19 protein-coding genes are annotated in these 19,373 nt (G+C 63.1%); 8 read left to right on the top strand and 11 right to left on the bottom strand.

Annotated features, from left to right (window positions below):
* Positions 1-22: 22 nt before the first annotated feature.
* The 8 genes from AC3ZU9_RS24395 to nac form a co-directional block, all read right to left on the bottom strand.
* Entirely contained in the window at positions 23-775 is a 753-nt protein-coding gene (locus AC3ZU9_RS24395) for an SDR family oxidoreductase (protein ID WP_015884812.1), read from the bottom strand.
* 94 nt (positions 776-869) lie between these two features.
* The gene (locus tag AC3ZU9_RS24390) at positions 870-1,643 is read right to left on the bottom strand and encodes a LamB/YcsF family protein (RefSeq protein ID WP_102060054.1); all 774 of its coding nucleotides are present in this window, start codon (positions 1,641-1,643) and stop codon (positions 870-872) included.
* A complete protein-coding gene (locus tag AC3ZU9_RS24385; RefSeq protein WP_102060053.1) occupies positions 1,640-2,032 on the bottom strand; it encodes a biotin/lipoyl-containing protein in 393 nt (130 codons plus the stop codon). The genes AC3ZU9_RS24390 and AC3ZU9_RS24385 overlap by 4 nt, the downstream gene beginning before the upstream one ends.
* Positions 2,029-3,003 carry a 5-oxoprolinase subunit C family protein gene (locus AC3ZU9_RS24380; RefSeq protein WP_015884815.1) on the bottom strand — a complete coding sequence of 325 codons (975 nt, stop codon included), beginning with the start codon at positions 3,001-3,003 and terminating at the stop codon, positions 2,029-2,031. The genes AC3ZU9_RS24385 and AC3ZU9_RS24380 overlap by 4 nt, the downstream gene beginning before the upstream one ends.
* Positions 3,000-3,656 (bottom strand): 5-oxoprolinase subunit PxpB, encoded by a 657-nt coding sequence (pxpB, locus tag AC3ZU9_RS24375; protein ID WP_490091450.1) that lies wholly within the window; start codon positions 3,654-3,656, stop codon positions 3,000-3,002. Before pxpB ends, AC3ZU9_RS24380 begins: the two co-directional genes overlap by 4 nt.
* Positions 3,653-5,005: an acetyl-CoA carboxylase biotin carboxylase subunit gene (gene accC, locus AC3ZU9_RS24370; protein WP_490091449.1), complete on the bottom strand. Its 1,353-nt coding sequence runs from the start codon at positions 5,003-5,005 to the stop codon at positions 3,653-3,655. Before accC ends, pxpB begins: the two co-directional genes overlap by 4 nt.
* A gap of 33 nt (positions 5,006-5,038) precedes the next feature.
* Positions 5,039-5,452: an acetyl-CoA carboxylase biotin carboxyl carrier protein gene (locus AC3ZU9_RS24365; RefSeq protein WP_046036519.1), complete on the bottom strand. Its 414-nt coding sequence runs from the start codon at positions 5,450-5,452 to the stop codon at positions 5,039-5,041.
* Positions 5,453-5,566: 114 nt separating this feature from the next.
* Positions 5,567-6,472, bottom strand: coding sequence for a nitrogen assimilation transcriptional regulator NAC (gene nac, locus AC3ZU9_RS24360; RefSeq protein WP_015884819.1), 906 nt, complete (start codon positions 6,470-6,472; stop codon positions 5,567-5,569).
* A gap of 623 nt (positions 6,473-7,095) precedes the next feature.
* On the opposite strand from nac, the gene AC3ZU9_RS24355 reads away from it, so the two are divergent.
* The 7 genes from AC3ZU9_RS24355 to AC3ZU9_RS24325 all read left to right on the top strand — a co-directional run bounded on the left by AC3ZU9_RS24355 (position 7,096) and on the right by AC3ZU9_RS24325 (position 15,393).
* The gene (locus tag AC3ZU9_RS24355) at positions 7,096-8,304 is read left to right on the top strand and encodes an aspartate transaminase (RefSeq protein WP_122811640.1); all 1,209 of its coding nucleotides are present in this window, start codon (positions 7,096-7,098) and stop codon (positions 8,302-8,304) included.
* Positions 8,305-8,313: 9 nt separating this feature from the next.
* The gene (locus AC3ZU9_RS24350; protein ID WP_093541299.1) at positions 8,314-9,864 is read left to right on the top strand and encodes an MFS transporter; all 1,551 of its coding nucleotides are present in this window, start codon (positions 8,314-8,316) and stop codon (positions 9,862-9,864) included.
* Between the two features lie 62 nt (positions 9,865-9,926).
* Positions 9,927-11,258 carry an OprD family porin gene (locus AC3ZU9_RS24345; RefSeq protein WP_015884822.1) on the top strand — a complete coding sequence of 444 codons (1,332 nt, stop codon included), beginning with the start codon at positions 9,927-9,929 and terminating at the stop codon, positions 11,256-11,258.
* Between the two features lie 154 nt (positions 11,259-11,412).
* Complete coding sequence (locus tag AC3ZU9_RS24340) at positions 11,413-12,234, top strand: 5'-nucleotidase, lipoprotein e(P4) family (RefSeq protein ID WP_043205596.1); 822 nt, start codon at positions 11,413-11,415, stop codon at positions 12,232-12,234.
* 103 nt (positions 12,235-12,337) lie between these two features.
* Positions 12,338-13,156, top strand: a complete 819-nt coding sequence (locus AC3ZU9_RS24335) for a transporter substrate-binding domain-containing protein (protein WP_490091448.1) — start codon at positions 12,338-12,340, stop codon at positions 13,154-13,156.
* Complete coding sequence (locus AC3ZU9_RS24330; protein WP_015884825.1) at positions 13,153-13,983, top strand: amino acid ABC transporter permease; 831 nt, start codon at positions 13,153-13,155, stop codon at positions 13,981-13,983. The genes AC3ZU9_RS24335 and AC3ZU9_RS24330 overlap by 4 nt, the downstream gene beginning before the upstream one ends.
* Before the next feature lie 36 nt (positions 13,984-14,019).
* Positions 14,020-15,393 (top strand): LLM class flavin-dependent oxidoreductase, encoded by a 1,374-nt coding sequence (locus AC3ZU9_RS24325; protein WP_043205600.1) that lies wholly within the window; start codon positions 14,020-14,022, stop codon positions 15,391-15,393.
* Positions 15,394-15,516: 123 nt separating this feature from the next.
* Here AC3ZU9_RS24325 and AC3ZU9_RS24320 read toward each other — a convergent pair whose 3' ends face one another.
* From AC3ZU9_RS24320 to gabT, 3 genes are read right to left on the bottom strand one after another with little or no spacing between them, the layout of a single operon-like run.
* A complete protein-coding gene (locus tag AC3ZU9_RS24320) occupies positions 15,517-16,005 on the bottom strand; it encodes an Lrp/AsnC family transcriptional regulator (RefSeq protein WP_003174918.1) in 489 nt (162 codons plus the stop codon).
* A gap of 45 nt (positions 16,006-16,050) precedes the next feature.
* Entirely contained in the window at positions 16,051-16,695 is a 645-nt protein-coding gene (locus tag AC3ZU9_RS24315; RefSeq protein ID WP_015884827.1) for an HAD family hydrolase, read from the bottom strand.
* Positions 16,696-16,743: 48 nt separating this feature from the next.
* Positions 16,744-18,036, bottom strand: coding sequence for a 4-aminobutyrate--2-oxoglutarate transaminase (gene gabT, locus AC3ZU9_RS24310; protein WP_093541293.1), 1,293 nt, complete (start codon positions 18,034-18,036; stop codon positions 16,744-16,746).
* 194 nt (positions 18,037-18,230) lie between these two features.
* Here gabT and AC3ZU9_RS24305 point away from each other — a divergent pair, with 194 nt between their 5' ends.
* Positions 18,231-19,157: a 2-hydroxyacid dehydrogenase gene (locus AC3ZU9_RS24305; RefSeq protein ID WP_490091467.1), complete on the top strand. Its 927-nt coding sequence runs from the start codon at positions 18,231-18,233 to the stop codon at positions 19,155-19,157.
* The last annotated feature ends 216 nt before the right edge of the window (positions 19,158-19,373 follow it).

Genomic DNA, 19,373 nt, shown 5'->3' with positions numbered 1-19,373 from the left:
TTCTTTTGAAAGTAGCGGGTGTTCAGCCCTGATAGTCCTGGGGCCGTGCGGTGGAGAGCCCGCCCGGCACTTGCAGGGTCGGGGTGATTTCCATATGCCCGATGTTCACTGCAATCGGCGCAGCAATCGCAAAGGCGATCGCGTTGGCGATGTCTTGCGCCTGGGGCAATTCAAAGCCCTCGACAAAGCGTTTGTAGGTCTCTTCGGAGTCGCCGTGCACATGCGCAAAGATGTCGGTAGCGACCCGGCCCGGGCAGATCTCGGTGACGCGCACGCGCTTGCCGAACGCGTCGATACGCAATTGGCGCGAGAGCATGCTCACCGCCGCCTTGGTCGCGTGATACGTCGAGTTGCCGCCAAAGTTGTAGGCCGCCGCAATCGAACTGATGTTGATGATGTGCCCGCAATCGCGCTCGACCATCCCCGGCAATGCCAGGCGTGCCAGGTGCAGCACGGCGCGCAGGTTGACGTCGATCAGCAGGTCGATGCCCGCGGCGTCGGCCTTGAGCAAGGAGCCAGGTTTGTCGACGCCAGCGTTGTTCACCAGGATGTCGAAGCGGTGTTCGGCGAACAGCGTGGTCAGCCCGGCGAGGTCGGTCACGTCGATGGCGTGGGCGATGCAGCCGGTCCTGGCCGCCAGTTCCTGCAACTTGTCGGCGCTGCGAGCCAGGGCATGCACCTGCACGCCTTCCTGGCATAGGCGCTCGACAACGGCAGCGCCGATACCTGAGGAAGCCCCGGTGACCAGCGCGGTTTGGTAGTCGGAAAATGGCATGGGGGTGGTCCTTGTGCGACGGGTTATGGTTCGACTCTATCCAGCGTTCGGACGCTGGACCAAGACGCAATGGTTGTGTGGCAATAAGGCCTGCTTATGACGCCGCCAACAGCTGGGAAATCGGTGTAATGCACCCGCCCATCCGCTCGATTTCCTCGCGCAGGGTGCGTGCCAGTTCGACCGCGCCGGGGGTGTCGCCGTGCAGCAGGATTGAATGGGCCGGCACCCGCAGCACCTTGCCGCTGAGGGCTGTCACCGTGCCCTCCTCCAGCAACTGGCGCACCCGACGCAGCACGGCCGTCGGTTCCTTGATCACTGAGCCCTCGACCTTGCGCGGCACCAGCAGGCAGTCATCGTCATAGGCGCGGTCGGCGAGAAAGGTGGTCGCGACGCGCAGACCGCACTTCTCGGCCGCGCCCTCGATGGCTCGGCTGCTGGAAGAGCTGATGATCAGCGTCGGGTCAAAGGCCGCCACCGCCCGCACCAGCGGCTCGGCCAGCGCGGTATCGGCCGCGACCATGTTGCCCAGGGCGCCATGGAAGCTCATGTGGGTCATGCGATGGCCGTTCACTGCGGCCATCCCGGCGAGCGCGCCGAGCTGGTAGATCACGTACGTGGCGAGCTCCTTGACCTCGATGTTCATCTGCCGACGGCCAAAGCCCATCAAGTCCGGGAAGCCCACGTGGGCGCCCAGGTCGATGCCACCGGCTTTGGCCAGGTGCACCGTGTTGTGCATGATCAGCGGGTCGCCGGCGTGGAAACCGCAGGCGACGTTGGCCGATGAAATCAGGCGCATCAATGCGTCGTCCTCGCCCATGCGCCACGGGCCGAAGCCCTCGCCCAGGTCGGCGTTCAAATCGATCTTCATACTGGGTTCTCCATACCGAGGAACGCTTCGCCATAACCGACGTGGGTGCCGCAGGGCACACGTACATCGACCACGCGTGCGGCCTGGGGGCTGCGCAATGGCAACAGCAACTCCCCGACTTGCAGCAGTGCGACCAACTGGCCGGCGCTGAGCTGATCGCCCACCGCGACAAACGGCTCGCTGAGTTCGGGATGGGTCAGCAGCAAGCGGCCCAGGCCCGTGGTGCGCAGCACGTTGTCCTCAACCGTGACGGCCGCAGGCGCAGCCACAGTGACGGCCGGGACACCGCGCTTGAGCGTCAAGTGCACACCGGGGCGGCTCATCTCGGCGCCGGCCAAGTGGTGTTCCTTGAGCCACAGCGCCAGTTGGCGAATGTCCGAAAGGGTCATGCGTTTACTCCTTCACGGTGCAGTGCCACCAGGCGGCTGACTTCGCGCAGGTAACGGCGGTTGGTGTCCAGGGCTTCGACGGCTTCCAGATAGCTGCACTCGATAAAGCGCACCTTGCTGCCAATGGGCGCCTGGCCCAGGCGCCACAGGTCGGCCTCGATCACACTGCCGAACTTGGGGTAGCCGCCACTCGGCTGGGCATCGCGCATCTGGATAATCGGTTGGCCACCGTGGGGCACCTGGATCACGCCCGGCACGATGCCATGGGAACGAATTTCCATCGGTGCGACAGGCAGCAGCGGCTCGCCTTCCAGCCGGTAGCCGTAGCGATTGCTCTGGGTCGTGACCTTCCACTCACCTGCCCAGAACGCGGCGCGAGACGCAGGCTGAAAACGCTCGTACTCGGCAGCAGGCAACACGCGCATCGCGGGCACCCCATCGACCTGCAGCGGCAAGGCCAGGCTCGGTGCCAACACGCCAAAATCCAGCGCCAACGGGCTGATCCCTGGGCGCATCGCTCCCAGCCGATCACCTTGTTGCAGCGCACGGCCGTCCAGGCCGCCAAACTCACCGCGCAACTGGGTACTGCGTGAACCGAGCACGGCCGGCACATCCACACCGCCTGCCAGGCATAAGTAAGCGCGGCTGCCGGAGGTGGGGTAGCCCAGGCTCAGCACCTGGCCTTCGCGGCCTTGGTACACCCAGTTCGGTGGCAGCGGCTGGCCGTCCAACGTGGTGTCGCAAGCGGCGCCGGTCACGGCGAACGCGCAGTCCTGCAGCAGGCGTACTTCAAACGGAAACAGTGGTATTTCAATCGCGGCAGCGTCTTCGGGGTTGCCCAGCAACAGGTTGCCCAAGGCCAGGGCCAGGTGGTCCATGGCGCCCGACGTGCCCACGCCGTAACCCAGGCTGCCGAAGCGGCCGAAGTCCTGCACGGTGGCCAGGGCGGTGGCCGATAGAATCTCGATCATCGAATGATCCTCTCGATGCGCAAGCGCAGGAAATCCCCCGGCCGCAAGATGGCCGGCGGGGTTTGGGCCGGGTCGAAAAACGCCATCTCGGTGCGGCCGATGGTGTTCCAGCCGCTGGGGCCGGCCGAGGCGGACACCCCGGTCTGCACACCCCCGATGGACACCGAGCCCGCGCCGATATTCAGCACTGGCACCTGCCGCCGTGGCGTGGCCAGGCGTGGGTCCATGCCGCCGAGGTAGCAGTAACCGGGGTGGCTGCCCAGGGCATATACCGGGTACAGCGGTTCGCAATGCAGGTTGGCGATGGTCTCGATATCCAGCCCGGTGTGGGCGATCACGTCCGCCATGTGCGGGCCGAACTCGCCGCCATACACCACCGGCAACTCGACGATGCGCCCTTCCAGGGGCAACGGCTGGCTCTGTTCCCAGGCCTCCAGCAGGCGTTGGTACAACCCGCTGAGTTCACGCGGCGGCGTGAGGAAGGTGAGCATCAAGTTGTTCATGCCGGGCACGGCTTCGTGGATCTCGGGCCATCCGCCGGCTTGCAGGGCCAGGCGCCAGATACGCTGCTGCGGCGCCAGGTCGAGTTCGCCCGGGGCCTCGAACAGCAACGCGCTGGAGCCCAGCAGGCTGATGACAGGGACAGTGCTCATGTGGAACTCCTTTGCTGCAACCAGCGCTCCAAGTGATGAATGTCGACGCCGCCAGCGCAGAACGCCGGGTCGTCGAGAATGTCGCGGTGCAGCGCGATGTTGGTGCTGATGCCCTCCACGCGCATCTCGCTCAGGGCCAGGCGCATGCGCGCCATGGCTTCTTCACGCGTGGCACCATGGGTAATGACCTTGGCCACCATCGAGTCGTAATACGGCGGCACGCGATAGCCGGTGGTGACATGTGAGTCGACCCGCACGCCAAAGCCGCCGGGCACTTCCCAGCGCTGGATCAGGCCAGGCGTGGGCATAAAGGTGATCGGGTCTTCGGCGTTGATGCGGCACTCCAGGGAGTGGCCGTTCAGTTGTACGTCTTCCTGGCGCACGCTCAACACTTCTCCGCGCGCCATGCGCAGTTGCTGCTGCACGATATCGATGCCGGTGGTCATCTCGGTGACCGGGTGCTCCACCTGCAGACGCGTATTCATTTCGATAAAAAAGAACTCGCCGTCCTCGTACAGAAACTCGAAGGTGCCCACGCCTCGATAGCCGATCCGGCGGCAAGCCTCGGCGCAGCGTTCGCCAACCTTGGCGATCAACGCCGGATCAATGCCCGGTGCCGGCGCTTCTTCCAACACCTTCTGGTGGCGACGTTGCAGCGAACAGTCGCGGCAACCCAGCCAGATCGCGTGGCCATGGGCATCACACAGCACCTGGATTTCCACGTGCCGGGGGTGGCCGAGGAATTTCTCGATATAGAGTTCAGGGTTGCCGAAGGCCAGTCGCGCTTCTTCACGGGTGAGGCCGATGGCGGCCAGCAAGTCGGCCTCGGCCTGCACCACGCGCATGCCGCGACCACCGCCACCGCCGGCCGCCTTGACGATCACCGGGTAGCCGATTTCAGCGGCAATCGCGAGGATGCTGGCGTCGTCGGTCGGCATTGTCGAGTCCGGCCCCGGCACGCAGGGCACACCGGCTTCGCGCATCGCCCGTTTGGCCGCCACCTTGTCACCCATGGTGCGAATGCACGCGGCGCTCGGGCCGATAAAGGTCAGGCCCGCCGCTTCGATACGCTCGGCAAACCCGGCGTTTTCCGACAGGAACCCATAACCGGGGTGGATCGCCTGGGCGCCGCTGACCTTGGCGGCAAACAGCAACGCCGTCTGGTTCAGATAGCTCAGGCCGGGCGCGGCTGGGCCGATGCACAGCGATTGATCGGCGTTTTGCACATACTGCGCCTGGCGGTCCGCTTCGGAGTGCACCGCCACGGTCTTGATGTCCAGGCCATGACAGGCACGCTGAATGCGCAGGGCGATTTCGCCACGGTTGGCGATCAGCACTTTGTCGAACATTGAATTCACCTGAATTACGAATACGCGTGAGGGTCAACCCAGGCGGAACAAGGCCTGGCCGGCTTCGACTTCAACCCCGCCCTGGGCCAGGATCTCGAGGACTTTGCCGGCAGCCTTGGCCTTCACCGGATGGAACATCTTCATTGCCTCAATCACCGCCACGGTCTGGCCGGCTTCGATGACTTGCCCTAGCGCTACAAACGGCGCTTCACCGACGGCGGGCGTCAGGTGCAGCACGCCGTAGAGGCTGGCCTTGATGTCCACGGCCGCCGTTGGCTGTGTCGGTGTCGCTGCCGGCGCTGCAACCGCCGTCGGCACGACGCTGACGGCCACCTCACCGGGCTGTTTGAACAGCCGCAACGTGCTGTCGCCTTCGGTGAGGCTCAGCTCCAGCAAATCGGACTCGGCCAGCAATTCCATCAACCCCTTGATACGTGCTGAATCCATGTATGGCCCCTGCCTGTCGAGCGTGTCTTGAGTGGATGGGCCCAATCTACCGAGCCCCTCGAAAAGCGGCCAAGACGCTTTGGCTTTGGGGTGATAAGCCGACCTTATGACCCTTCAAATCAGGCTGCCACGCATCTGCGCCACCAGTTCCAGCAAGATCGCCTTGACCGCCTGGGCCGGCACCGACAACGGCAAATGCCCCGACAGGCACAGCGCCAGCGGCGCCTCCACCTGGGGCTCGACGATGCGACACATATGCACCGACGTCGCGGCCACCATCACCCGCGCCGACGACTCCGGCAGGATGGTCGAACCGAAATGATCGGCCACGGCGGCGGTGAGGGTGGTAGACGACTCGATCTCGGCCACCACCCGAGCACTGAGGCCGATACGCAGAAAGGCTTCATCCACCAGCCGGCGCATGACGTTGTAGGGACGCGGCAGCAGCATGTCCATGTCCGCCAGTTCGGCCAGCGGGATGTCTTCACGGGTAGCAATGGCCGGGTCGGCACTCACCAGGTACAGCGGCTCGCGCAACAGCGAGACAAAACTCAAGCCATGCACCTCGCGACCACCGTAGAGCACCGCCATGTCCATGCGGCCGTTCATGATCAGCTCACTCAAGGTGGTGCCGAAGTTCTCATTGAGATACAGCAGGATGCCGGGATGCCGCTCGCGCACCGTGCGCAGCAACGGCAACGACAGCGCCGAAGCGGCAGTTCCCGGCGCAAGCCCCACCGACACCTGCCCGGACAACGCCTGGCCGGTGGCGTTGATATCGCTCTGCGCCTGTTCGCACTGGCGCAGAATGATCTGCGCATGGCCATAGAGCACCTTGCCCGCCTCCGTCGGCGTGACGCCACGCTTGGTGCGAATCAACAACTGTTGCTGCAACTCCGCTTCCAGCGTCGCCAACTGCTGACTCAACGCCGGTTGCGCCACGTGCAGCACATCGGCAGCCTGGGTCATGCTGCCGATGTCGACCAGTTTCACGAAATACTTCAATCGACGCAGGTTCAAAATGGCGATGCCCTTGTGCTGGAGGTGGACGTTTTTTGCTTGTTTCTGCTCTGCTTTTGATCTTGATCTCAAGCGCCCCGTCAACCACGCTGGCCGAACGCAGGCTTGAATCCGTGGGTAACCCGGCAGGACGCCGGGTTAGCCGCCCCGCGCCATGGATGGCGCGGGGCGGCGGCCCACGGATTCAAGCCGGAGTGAGGGCATGCCGAGCCTAGGCGAGGCACCGAGTGGTGGGGCAAAGCGTTTTTGGTTACTTTTGGCGCTCTTCCAAAAGTGACCCGCTGTAAGAGCGGAACCCTAAGCCGCCGTTACCGCAGCAACGGATATGCACACCGCCCGACCGCCCCACAGCCCCGCCTTCGCAGACAAGCCAGCTCACACAGAGACCTGCGATGTTTTGCAAAACCCAGGCCACTCCCCACAACCAGCCATAAGCCTTCGCTATGGCTCCCCCAAAATCCCCCTCCCAGGCACCCACGCGGCGCACCCAGGGCTGGACGCACCCATTCAGTGCGCGCCCAGCCATAAGCACTTCCTATCAAACCAGAACAAACTCATCTTATGACCCGCTCCCCCACCCCTCGTACTGTGGCCCCTGTCAACGCCATCAACGAGGAACGCCCGTGACTGCCTCCCGCATCGCCGCCCGTGTGCAACGCATCAAACCATCGCCCAGCAGCGCCGCGTCCGACCGCGCCAACGAGCTGCGACGCCAAGGCCAGTCCATCATCAACCTGGTGGTAGGCGAACCGGACTTCGATACGCCCCCCCACATTCGCCAGGCCGCCAGCGCCGCCATCGAGCGCGGTGAAACCCGCTACACCCAGAACGCCGGCACCCCGGAACTGCGCCAGGCCATCGTCGACAAGCTGGCCCGCGAAAACGCCCTGACCTACACCCCCCAGCAAATACTGGTGACCAGCGGCGCCAAGAGCGCGATCTTCAATGCCTTCGCCGCCACCCTCGGCACGGGCGATGAGGTGTTGATCCCAGCACCGTACTGGGTGTCGTACCCGGACATGGTGCTGGCATGCGAAGGCGAGCCCGTCACCCTCGCCTGCCCCGAACACAACGGTTTCAAACTGACCCCGGAACAACTGCGCGCCGCCATCACCCCCCGCACCCGCTGGCTGCTGCTCAATTCGCCGAGCAACCCCACCGGCGCCAGCTACAGCCGCAGCGAATTGCGTGCCCTGGCCGATGTGCTGCTGGACTGTCCCCATGTGTTGCTGATGACCGATGACATCTACGAGCACATCCGTTTCGACGGCCTGGACAACCCGCACATCCTGGCCATCGAACCGGCCTTGAGCGAACGCAGCCTGGTGGTCAACGGTGTGTCCAAGACCTACGCCATGACCGGCTGGCGCATCGGTTACGCCGCTGGCCCCGCCGACCTGATCGGCGCCATGGCCACCCTGCAATCGCAGTCCACCAGCAATGCCTGCTCAATCAGCCAGGCGGCGGCGGTAGAAGCGCTCAACGGTGACCAGTCCTTCGTCAAGCAAAGCGTGCAGGTCTACCAGCAACGCCGCGACCGCTGCCTGGAGTTGCTCAATGCGATTCCCGGCCTGAGCTGCCGCAAGCCGGATGGCGCGTTCTACCTGTATGTGAACTGCGGTGGCCTGCTGGGTAAAACCACGCCCGAGGGCAAGGTCCTGGACAGCGATGGCGAGGTGGTGATGTACCTGCTGGAAAGCCAGGGCGTGGCGGTGGTGGCGGGCACGGCGTATGGGCTGGCGCCGTTTTTCCGCATGTCGATCGCGACTGCGATCACCACCCTCGACCAGGGCTGCGCGCGTATTGCTGCCGCCGTCGCCGCGTTGCGCTGAGGAGCGACGATGACCGTGGCAGCCCACCCTCCCCTGAGTTTCCAGCAAGCCTTGCTGGCCATGCTCGGCATCTCCCTGGTGCTGATGCTTTCGGCACTGGACCAGACCGTGATCGGCAATGCCTTGCCGAGCATCGTCGCCGAGCTTGATGGTTTTGAACTCTATGCGTGGGTGGCCACCGGTTATCTGTTGGCGTCCATCGTCACTATCCCGATTTTTGGTCGGTTGGGTGATTACTACGGGCGCAAGCCGTTCGTGCTCGCCGCCACGCTGATTTTCACCCTGGCGTCCCTGGCCTGCGCCGTGGCCAACGACATGCTGGTGTTGGTGATTGGCCGCGCCCTGCAAGGGGTAGGCGGCGGCATGCTGATCGGCACCGCGTTCGCCTGTATCCCCGAATTGTTTCCCGATACCCGCCAACGTCTGCGCTGGCAGATGCTGCTGAGTGCGCTGTTCAGCGTGGTCAATGCCATCGGTCCGGGCCTGGGTGGTTACCTGACCGGAGCCTTCGGCTGGCGTTCAGTGTTTTACCTCAACCTGCCGCTGGGCTGCCTGGCGCTGCTGATCGCCTGGCGCTTTCTGCCCTGGTACCGCCCGCAACAGCGCAGCGGTATTCGCCTGGACTGGCCCGGCGCGCTGTTGATCGCCCTGGCCCTGGGCAGCCTGCAATTGTTTGTGGAATGGCTGGGGCATTCGAGCCTGGCGCTGAGCACCGCGTTGGGCCTGGGCTGCATCGCCGCGATCATCGCGTTGTGGCACTGGGAACGGCGCTGCCCCCATGCCCTGTTGCCTGCGGCACTGTTCAGCGTGCCGAGCCTGCGTGTGCTGTTCATCCTGTCGGTGGCCGCCGGTGCAATCATGTTTTCGCTGTTGTTCTACTTGCCGCTGTTGCTGCAAGGCGCCTATGGCTACTCGCCCCAGGACGCCGGCCTGTTGATCACACCGTTGGCGTTGAGCATCACCCTGGGGGCCATCGTCAACAGCCGGATCGTCACCCGCTTGCGCAACCCCAACCGCTTGCCGCTGGCGGGGTTTGTCGCGCTGTTGCTGGCGTGCCTGGGGCTGGCAGTGGTCGGGCGCGGGGCCTCGTTCAACCTGTTGCTCGGCTTGATCCTGCTGGCCGGCGTGGGGCTGGGCTTTATCCTGCTCAACCTCACGGTATTCACCCAGACGTTGGCCGAACGGCAGTTCCTGGGGATTGCCACCGCACTCACCCAGTCCCTGCGGTTGGTCGGCGGGCTGCTGGGCACGGCGGGCATGGGGGTGCTGGTCAACCTGCTGTACAGCGCCAACGTGCAGCGCGTGTTTCTCGCGGCGGACCACGCCGAGGGGATTGCCTTGTATGCCGACCCGCAAGCGCTGTTGCACTCATCCCTTGACGCCTCGCCCTGGCTGAACCTGGCCCGCGATGCGCTGGCCCAGTCGGTGGGCGTCGGCCTGTTGCTGTGCGCCGGGATCGGCGTACTCGCCCTGTTCATCCTGTACCGCTTGCCGCCGGTGCGACTGCATGTCGGGCCCGCCACCGTTGCTCCTGAAAAACCTGCTCCTGAAAACAAATAGAAAATTTCACTGCCGCTTTTGACTGCCCTCAAAAAAACCAAACACTTATGGGGATGACACCGATGGAGCTTTTCAATCGCGCACCTAAAGTAATCGCCGGCCTTTGCGGTCTGATGATCGCTCAGCAGGGCTACGCCGCCGGCCTGGTGGAAGACAGCAAACTCAACGTGCTGGCCCGCAACTTCTTCAGTAACGCCGATAACCGCAGCGGCGCGGCCGACCCCAACTACACCCAGGAATGGGGCCAGGGCTTTATCGCCAACTTTGAGTCGGGCTACACCCAGGGCACGGTGGGCTTCGGCGTCGACGCCATCGGCATGTTCGGTGTGCGCCTGGACTCCGGCAAGGGTCGCCACTACAACCCACAAAGCACCGCGTTTAACGGCAACGTATTCCCCACCGACAGCGATGGCCGCGCAGTGGATGAGTTCGGCAGCCTGGGCCTGACCGCCAAGGCGCGTTTTGCCAAGACCGAGCTCAAATACGGCACCCTGGTGCCGATGCTGCCGGTGGTGATGTCCACCGACCGCATGCTGCAACAGACTTTCAATGGCGGGCAGGTGCAGTCCAAGGACCTGGACCACTTCACCTTCACCCTCGGCCAACTGGAACACGTGAAGGGCCGTGGTTCGAGCGACCAGATGGGCATGTCGATCCCCGGCGCCAACAACGCGCGCACCGGTGAGTTCGTCAACAAGTTCTACTACGGCGGCGTCGACTACAAACCCACCAAAGACCTGACCTTGCAGTACTACTACGGCAACCTGCAGGACTTCTACAAACAGAACTTCCTGGGCCTCAAGTACGACTGGCAGATCGGCCCGGGTACCCTGCGCACTGACCTGCGCCACTTCGACAACCGCTCCGATGGCGCCAACGGCAACGACCCGGCGTTCTACACCTTCGGCTACTACGGCGACGGCGTGACCAAAGGCAAGGTCGACAGCCGCCTGAGCAGTGCTCAGTTCACTTACCTGGTCAACGGCCACACGATTGCCGCCGGCCTGCAACAAGTCAGCGGCGACAGCGATGCGGTGTGGTTGAACCAGGGTGATGGCTCCACTGCGTATTTCATGACCGAATCGATGATCGGCAAATTCCAGCGCGCCGGGGAAACCACCTGGCAGGTGCGTTACGGCTATGACTTCGCCACGGTCGGCGTACCGGGCCTGAGCTTTATGGGCATGTACGAAAGCGGCTCGAACATCCGTACCCCCACTGGTGATAAAAGCGAGTGGGAACGCAACCTGACGGTGAGCTACGTGATCCAGCAAGGGCCGCTGAAGAACCTGAGCATCGCCTTGCGCCATGCCTCATTGCGCACCGAAGTGACGACTCAGCGTGACAGCGATGAGCACCGGGTAATCGTCAGCTATCCGTTGAGTATTTTGTAAGGCGAAGCAAGGTGGTGTGCTTACGCAGAGCACATCACTCGCCTCCCATGCAGGTCGAATGTGGGCGCAGGCTGGAAACATCTCACAGCGTGGTGAATCAACGCCGGATTAGGCTAAGGTGCCGCTCATGCGTCCTTCCCTACGAGACCTCACCATGCGTAACCTGCTCTTCGCCAGCCTGTGCCTGCTGGCCGGCTGTCAACACACCCCGCCGGCCAACGACCAACTCGACGCCGTGCTCTGGACCCAGACCTCCATCGAGCACGAGCTGATCTACCGCCAACTGTTCGCCAACGCGACCCGCCAACTGGACGTGGCCCTGGCCGATCCCACCTGGGACGCCCTGCCCTTTCCCCCGCGCAACCTGAACGGGCTACCGCCGGCGCTGGTGGTGGATATCGACGAAACCCTGCTGGACAACGTGCCGCTCAACGCCCGCGACGTGGTCAATAACCAAGTGTATTCCTATGACCGCTGGAACACCTGGGTCGATCAGGCCAAGGCCCAGGCGCTTCCCGGTTCCGTGGCGTTCCTGCAAGCGGCGCAGCAAAAAGGCATCAAGGTTTACTACCTGACCAATCGTGAACACAGCCAGGTCGCGGCCACCGTGAAAAACCTGCGGCTGCGCGGTTTCCCGATTGAGAGCAATGAACAAATACTCGCCGCCAGCACGCCCACCGGTCACTGTGAAAGCGCCGGCTATGGCAAGAACTGCCGCCGCCAGTGGGTCGCCAACCATGCCCGTGTGTTGTTGATGGCCGGCGACTCCCTCGGCGACTTCGTACAGGCCGAGCACAACAGCCTCGCGGCACAACGCAAGGCCGTCGAGCCCTACGTGAACTGGTTGGGGCAACGCTGGTTCCTGCTGCCCAACCCGACCTATGGCAACTGGTACAGCGCGCCCTATGGGGATGATGAGAAGTTGCCGTTCGAGCAAAAGCGCCAACTCAAGCAGCGCGCACTGGACCTGCAGTAAATCGCAAAACATATAACTGAAAGCGCACTCGTCAGCACTTTAAATCATTAAACAGAAAGCATTTATCGCGTTTAAATATAAAAAACTCGCTTGGATGCTTTTTATGAACTTACGCACTGCTGCCGCCTTCAGCCTCACTTTCCTTCTGGCCAGCCCGGCCGTGTTCGCCGGGCAAACCCTGGACCGCATCACCCAATCCAAGCAGTTGGTCGGTGTGCTGATGGAGAACTACCCGCCTTTCTCTTTCCTCAACGAGCAAAACCAGCTGGATGGTTTTGACGTGGACGTGACCAAGGCCGTGGCCGACAAACTCGGCGTGAAATTGAAACTGGAAACCCCCTCCTGGGAAGTCATCGCCGCCGGGCGCTGGAATGGCCGCTATGACGTGTGCATCTGCTCCATGACCCCCAGCGCCGCCCGTGGCCAAGTCTTCAACTTCCCGTTCGAGTACTACGCCTCGCCCGCCGTGGTGGTGGTGAATGCCGACGACAACGCGATCACATCGGCGGCCGACCTCAGCGGTAAAAAAGTCGGCGTGGTCAGCGCCTCCACCTACGAAGCCTACCTGGCCAAGGACTTGGTGATCGAAGGCGCGAGCAAGCCCATCGACTACCCGTTCAAGGCCGTACAGGCCGTGCCCTATGACAACGAAACCATCGCCTTCCAGGACCTCGCCCTGGGCACCGGCAAGCGCCTGGATGCGATGGTCACCAACCTGGTCACCGCCAAGGAACGCATCGACCACGACCCACGCTTCAAGATCACCGGCGATGCGCTGTACGCCGAGCCCAACGTGGTGGCCACCGAAAAAGGCGACCCGGCATGGGACGCCAAGCTGGCCCAAGTCCTGGCCGAGCTTAAAAGCGACGGCACGCTGGCGAAGATCTCGCAGAAATGGATCGGCTCAGACATCACCCAATGAGTGTTTTCCCAACCCCACCCGCCGTGGTGAAGCCGCCGCCGGTGAAACGCACGCTGTTGTCGTTCCGAGTACGCCTGTGGCTGACCTGGGGCGTGATGCTGTGCCTGTTCGCCGGGATGTTCCTGAGCTTCGACCTGAAGTTCGCCATCGTCGCCGACAAATGGCAGAACCTGGTGGGGCTGCACCTGTCGCCCCAGGGGTTTCTGCAAGGCGCGGCGCTGACGCTGTTTTTATGCTTCTGCTCGATCTGGCTGTCGCTGGCGCTGGGCTTCGCCACCGCCCTGGCGCGGTTGTCGAACAGCGCGGTGGCGTTCGGCATCGCCAGCTTCTACGCCTCGTTCTTTCGCGGCACGCCGCTGCTGATCCAGATCCTGCTGATTTACCTCGGCCTGCCCCAGTTGGGGGTGGTACCAGGCGCGATCAGCGCCGGGATCATCGCGCTGTCGTTGAACTACGGGGCGTACCTGAGCGAGATCTTTCGCGCTGGCATCCTCGGCGTGTCCCAAGGCCAACGTAACGCCGCATCCGCACTGGGCATGGGCCGGGCGGTGACGTTCTGGCAGATCGTACTGCCCCAGGCCATGCGCACCATTATTCCGCCGACCACCAGCCAGTTCATCTCGATGCTCAAGGACTCCTCGCTGGTCTCGGTGATGGGCGTGTGGGAGGTGATGTTCCTGGCGCAATCCTATGGCCGCTCGTCGTACCGCTACATCGAAATGCTCACCACCGCCGCCGTGATTTACTGGCTGCTGTCCATCGGCCTGGAACTGATCCAGGCCCGGCTGGAGCGGCACTACGGCAAGGCCTATCTCCACGGGCGATAGTCAGTCGCCCCATCTTTTTTATTGGCAGGAAGCACCATGTCCGATCCTACCCCGCTGTTATTCGGCCTCTACGAACAAGCCAGTGTCGGCTGCGGCGGCGCGCCCAGCCTGTGGACCCACCCGGCCGATGAAAGGCTGGGCATCAACACCCTCAAGTACTGGTCGAACCTGGCCCGCACGGCGGATGAAGCCCACCTGGACCTGATGTTTTTCGGCGATGTGCTGGGCTTTTACGATGTGTTCGGGGGCAACGAGGCTGCGGCCTTGAAATGGGCGGTGGAGGCCCCCGCCAATGACCCGCTGACGATCATTCCAGCCTTGGTGGCCCTCACCGAAAAACTCGCCTTCGGCGTCACCGTCACCACCACCTACGAGCACCCGTTTACCCATGCCCGACGTTTCAGCACCCTGGATCACCTGTCGGACGGGCGCATCGGCTGGAACATCGTCACCTCCTACCTCTCCAGCGCCGCGCGTAACTTCGGCCTGGAACAGATGATCAAGCACGACGACCGCTACGAACGCGCCGAGGAGTTTCTCGACGTGGTCTACAAACTGTGGGAAGGCAGCTGGGCCGATGACGCAGTGCTCGCCGACAAGCTGGCGCACACCTATGCCGACGGCTCACGGGTACGGCCGATCCAGCATGCCGGGGAACATTACCGGGTGGCCGGCCCGCACCTCACCTCGCCGTCGCCGCAGCGTACGCCTTTGCTGATCCAGGCGGGCTGGTCGGCGCGGGGTCGGCAGTTCGCGGCCAAGCATGCGGAGTTGGTATTTATCGCAAAGTCCAACCCACTGGAAATCCGCCAGGGCCTGGAAGACATCTGGCGCCAGGCCGAGGCCCGTGGCCGCCAGGCCGCCGATGTGAAATCACTCACCGTGCTGCGCATCGTCACCGCCCCCACCGCCATCGAAGCACAGAAAAAATACGACAGCCTGCAAAGCAACTATCACCTGCAAGCACAACTGGTGAGCTACGCCGGCGACACCGGCATCGACATCAGCCGCTACGCCGACAACGAAGCACTGTCGACCCACACCGAAGGCATGACCTCCTACGTGATGAAACCCGATGGCAGCGGCAAGCCCCTGACCGCCGGCGAAGTACGCCAGCGCTTTGCCAACGTCACCCGAGGCAGCGACCTGATCCTGGTCGGCACCCCGGAACACATCGCGGACAAGATCGAAGAACACGCGCGCATTTCCGGCACCAGCGGCTACATGCTCAACCCACTGATCAGCCCCGGCTCCCTGAATGACTTTGTCGAACTGATCATCCCCGCCCTGCAAAAGCGCGGCCTGTACCGCACCACCGCGCAAAGCGGCACATTGCGCTCGCGCCTGAGCGCCGACGGCAGCGATCGCCTGCCAAGCTCGGCTCATGGCGCCTCGTTCAGGTTTGCCTAGCGTTTGCTTTGCTTTTGATCTTGATCTCAAGCGCCCCATCAAACACGCAGGCCAAACGCAGGCTTCCACATTTGAATGGGGTTTACACACGATCAAGCAAGGTCGCCTGATCGGCAGGCAACCTCAATGCCGCAGCAACTTGCGCAACGGCACACCATCCTTGAGCACCGGCGACTTGATCACGATGTAACTGAAATACTTGGAAATCCCAATATTCTTATCCAACAGACTTTCAACCACCTCTTGATAGTGCTGAATGCTGCGGGTCATAAAACGTACCAGGTAATCGTAGCCACCGCTGATCAGGTGGCACTCCAACACTTCATCCACCAAACGGATATTGGATTCAAACTTGGCGAAATCTTCGCGCTTGTGGTCGCTGAGGGTAATCTCGGTAAATACCGTGACCGAATCGGTGATCTTGGCGAGGTTCAAATGCGCCTTGTAGCTGGAAATATACCCGGCCGACTCCAACCGCTTGACCCGTTGCAGGCACGGGCTGGCAGACAGGCCCACGGCGTCGGCGAGGCTGACATTGGTCATCCGGCCGTCCTTCTGCAATTCAACCAGAATGCTGATGTCGATCCGGTCCAGCTTTACGAGCCCTTCCATTGCGTACCTCTTGACTGCCATTTTTAAGACAATCTTCTAGCAAAATCAGCGCCGTAAAGACAGCTGATGCTGCGCCACCAGATCCGCCATGCTGTTGATGCAGTAGTCCGCCGCACAGGGCGAAGGCTGCCGCGCCCGGTGGCGGCCGATCAAACAGCGGTCCAGCGCCGCGTGTGCAGCGACCGACGGTCGCGTGACATGCAGCACCGGTTGCAGCTGCGCGCCTTGATCCGTGAGCCATTGCGGGTCTTCGGCCAGGGAAATGAAATCTTCCGGTGCAATCCCCAATCGCTCGCACAACCCCCCACGATCCTCGGCGTCGCGGTCGCCGCGCACCAGCAGGCGATAAAACTTGCGCAGGTACAGCATCGCCCCCGGCGCATCCTCGAACAACGACCAATTGCCCGCCGAACGGGCGAAGCTCATGCCCTCCTCCCAACTGGCGTGCAGACCCCAGGCTTCCGCCAGTTGGCGATGGGCGAAACACAACACACCACTGAAGCCTAGCTCAGCGAAGCGCGGGTAGAGTTTGGCCACCACCGCATTGAACTCGGCCAGCACCTGCTCCCTGGACGGCTGCCCGCCACGGCTGTCGAGCAACGGCTGCAGCGCCGCCCACACCCCGGAATCGCGATCCACCAGCACTTCATCGCAATCGATCAGCAACGCTCGATAATCTGTCAGCCCCATGGTGGGTCAAGCCTCCTTTGATGCGTTTCGCCCCGAGCGGGCACAGCCTCAGTTCAAGACCCGTGCCAACGCGGCGTCGAGAATCTGCAGCGCTTCGTCAACCTGGGCCTCGGTGGTCACCAGCGGTGCGAGGAAGCGCAGCACGTTGCGGTGCACGCCGCACTTGATGACCAGCAAACCACCGGCACGGGCCTCATCGATGACCCGTTGATTGAGGTCGGCATCCGGGGTACGCGCCGCGTCATCCTTGATCAACTCGATGGCCAGCATAAAGCCGGTGCCGCGCACGTCGCCGATGTTCGGGTAGCGCGCCTGCAAGCCGAGCAAGCCGTGGCGCAGGCGCTCGCCCAGCACTTGGCTGCGGGCCAACAAGTGTTCGTCTTCAAATGCCGTGATCACCGCCAATGCTGCCGCGCAGGCCAGCGCGTTGCCGCCGTAGGTGCCACCCAGCCCGCCGGGCAGGGGTGCGTCCATGATCTGCGCCTTGCCGACCACACCGGACAACGGCAGGCCACCGGCCAGGCTCTTGGCCACGGTGACCAAATCGGGCTGGATGCCGGCGTGCTGGAAACCGAACCAGGTGCCGGTGCGACCGAAGCCGGTCTGGATCTCGTCAAGAATCAGCACGATGCCGTGCTTGTCTGCCAACGCACGCAGCGCCTGCAGGAACGCCGGCGGCGCGGTCAGGAAACCACCGTCGCCCTGCACCGGCTCGATGATGATTGCCGCCACACGTTCCGGCGCCACCTGGGTTGCCAGCAACTCATCAAGGGCCTTGAGCGCGACCTCGCTGGTCACCCCGCGATACGCGTTCGGATAGGGGGTATGGAACACTTCCGGCGCAAACGGCCCGAAGTTCTGTTTGTAGGGTTGGCTCATGCCGGTGAGCGTGGTACCGAGCAACGTGCGGCCGTGGAAGCCACCACGAAAAGCAATCACCGCCGAACGATTGGTGTGGGCGCGGGCGATCTTCACCGCATTTTCCACCGCCTCGGCGCCGGAGGTGAAGAACGCCGCTTTATAGGCCTCCTGACCGCCGATCATTTCGCACAGGCGCTGGGCCAGGTCGAGATAAGGCTGGTACGCCACCACCTGGAAACAGGCGTGGGACACCTTCTGCAATTGGGCCTGCACGGCGGCAACCACCTTGGGGTGGTTGTGACCAATGTTGAGCACGCCGATACCGCCGACAAAATCCAGGTAACGCTTGCCATCCACGTCCCACAACTCGGCGCCCTGGGCGCGGTCGATCACCAGCGGGTGCGCGGTAACCAGCCCACGGGGCACGAACTGCTCGCGCTGACGGAGCAAATGAGGGGTTTCGTCGACTTTGCTATTCATGGCATTTCCCATCGTGAGTCCGGCAACCTGGAGGTGGTTGCGATGCTGTCCAGATTACGGTGTGCCCACAACGAACTCAGCCGAACTTGGCCCGTGAGAAATTCGGATCGACTGTTTTGGCCCTGCCTTTCAACAGATCCTGCGCCAGGCTTTGGGCGATGATAATCGCTACCTTCATCCAGCAGGAAACACCCATGGCCTTGCTCTACAAAGCTGACCCGGTGCGCGGCCGACACTGGCAGGCACTCTTCGCCGAACACGCACCGGACATCGAATGGCGCGCCTGGCCGGACATCGGCACCCCCGAAGACGTCGAGTACCTCGCCGCCTGGCAGGCGCCGGAAGATCTGGCGCACGTGCTGCCCAACCTGAAAGTGTTGTTCGCGTTGTCGGCCGGGGTCGATCAGCTCGACCTTTCCCGTTTGCCACCGGAACTGCCCGTGGTGCGCCTGCTGGACCCTGGCATCACCCGTGGCATGTGCGAATACGCCAGTTGGGCGGTGCTCAGCCTGCACCGGGACATGTTGCGCTACCGCCAGCAGCAGGTTGCACGGAGCTGGCAGGCGCATCTGTTACAGCCGGCTGCGCATCGACGCGTGGGGGTGATGGGGTTGGGTGCCCAGGCTCAGCAGATTTTGGCGACGTTGGCGCCGTTGGGGTTTGCGTTGTCGGGCTGGGCGCGCAGTGCACACCGGGTGCCGGGGGTGGCGTGTTATGCGGGGGAAGCGCAACTGCCGGCGTTTCTCAGCCAGTGCGATATTGTGCTGTGTGTGCTGCCGTTGACGGAACAGACCCAAGGGATTCTGGATCGGCGGCTGTTTGCGCAACTGCCTCGGGGAGCGGCGCTGATCAATATGGGGCGCGGGGGGCATTTGGTGGAAGAGGATTTGTTGGAGGCGCTGGGGAGTGGTCAGTTGAGTGGCGCGGTGTTGGATGTGCTGCGGGAGGAGCCGGCGGCGGCGGATCATCCGTTTTGGGGGCATCCGCAGGTGTTGTTGACGCCGCATATTGCGGCGATGACGCAGCCGGAGAGTGCGTTTGGGGTGTTGTTGGAGAATATTCGGCGGTTTGAGCGGGGGGAAGAGATGGTGGGTGAGGTGGATCGGGGGCGGGGGTATTGATTGGGTACCTATCCGTGGTTGAGTACATATCCGTTGTTTGGGTAACGGCTGCTATGGGTTCCGCCCTTACGGCGGGTCACTTTGGAAAAGAGCCCCAAAGTAACCAAAAGGCTCTTGCCCCAACACTCGGCACCTCGCCTAGGCTCGGTGTGCCCTCACTCCGGCTTGAATCCGTGGGCCGCCGTCATGGGCCATCCTTGGCCCAGGACGGCTAAC

The organism is Pseudomonas sp. A39 (assembly GCF_058145955.1).
This window is presented reverse-complemented; position numbering and strand designations above follow the sequence as displayed.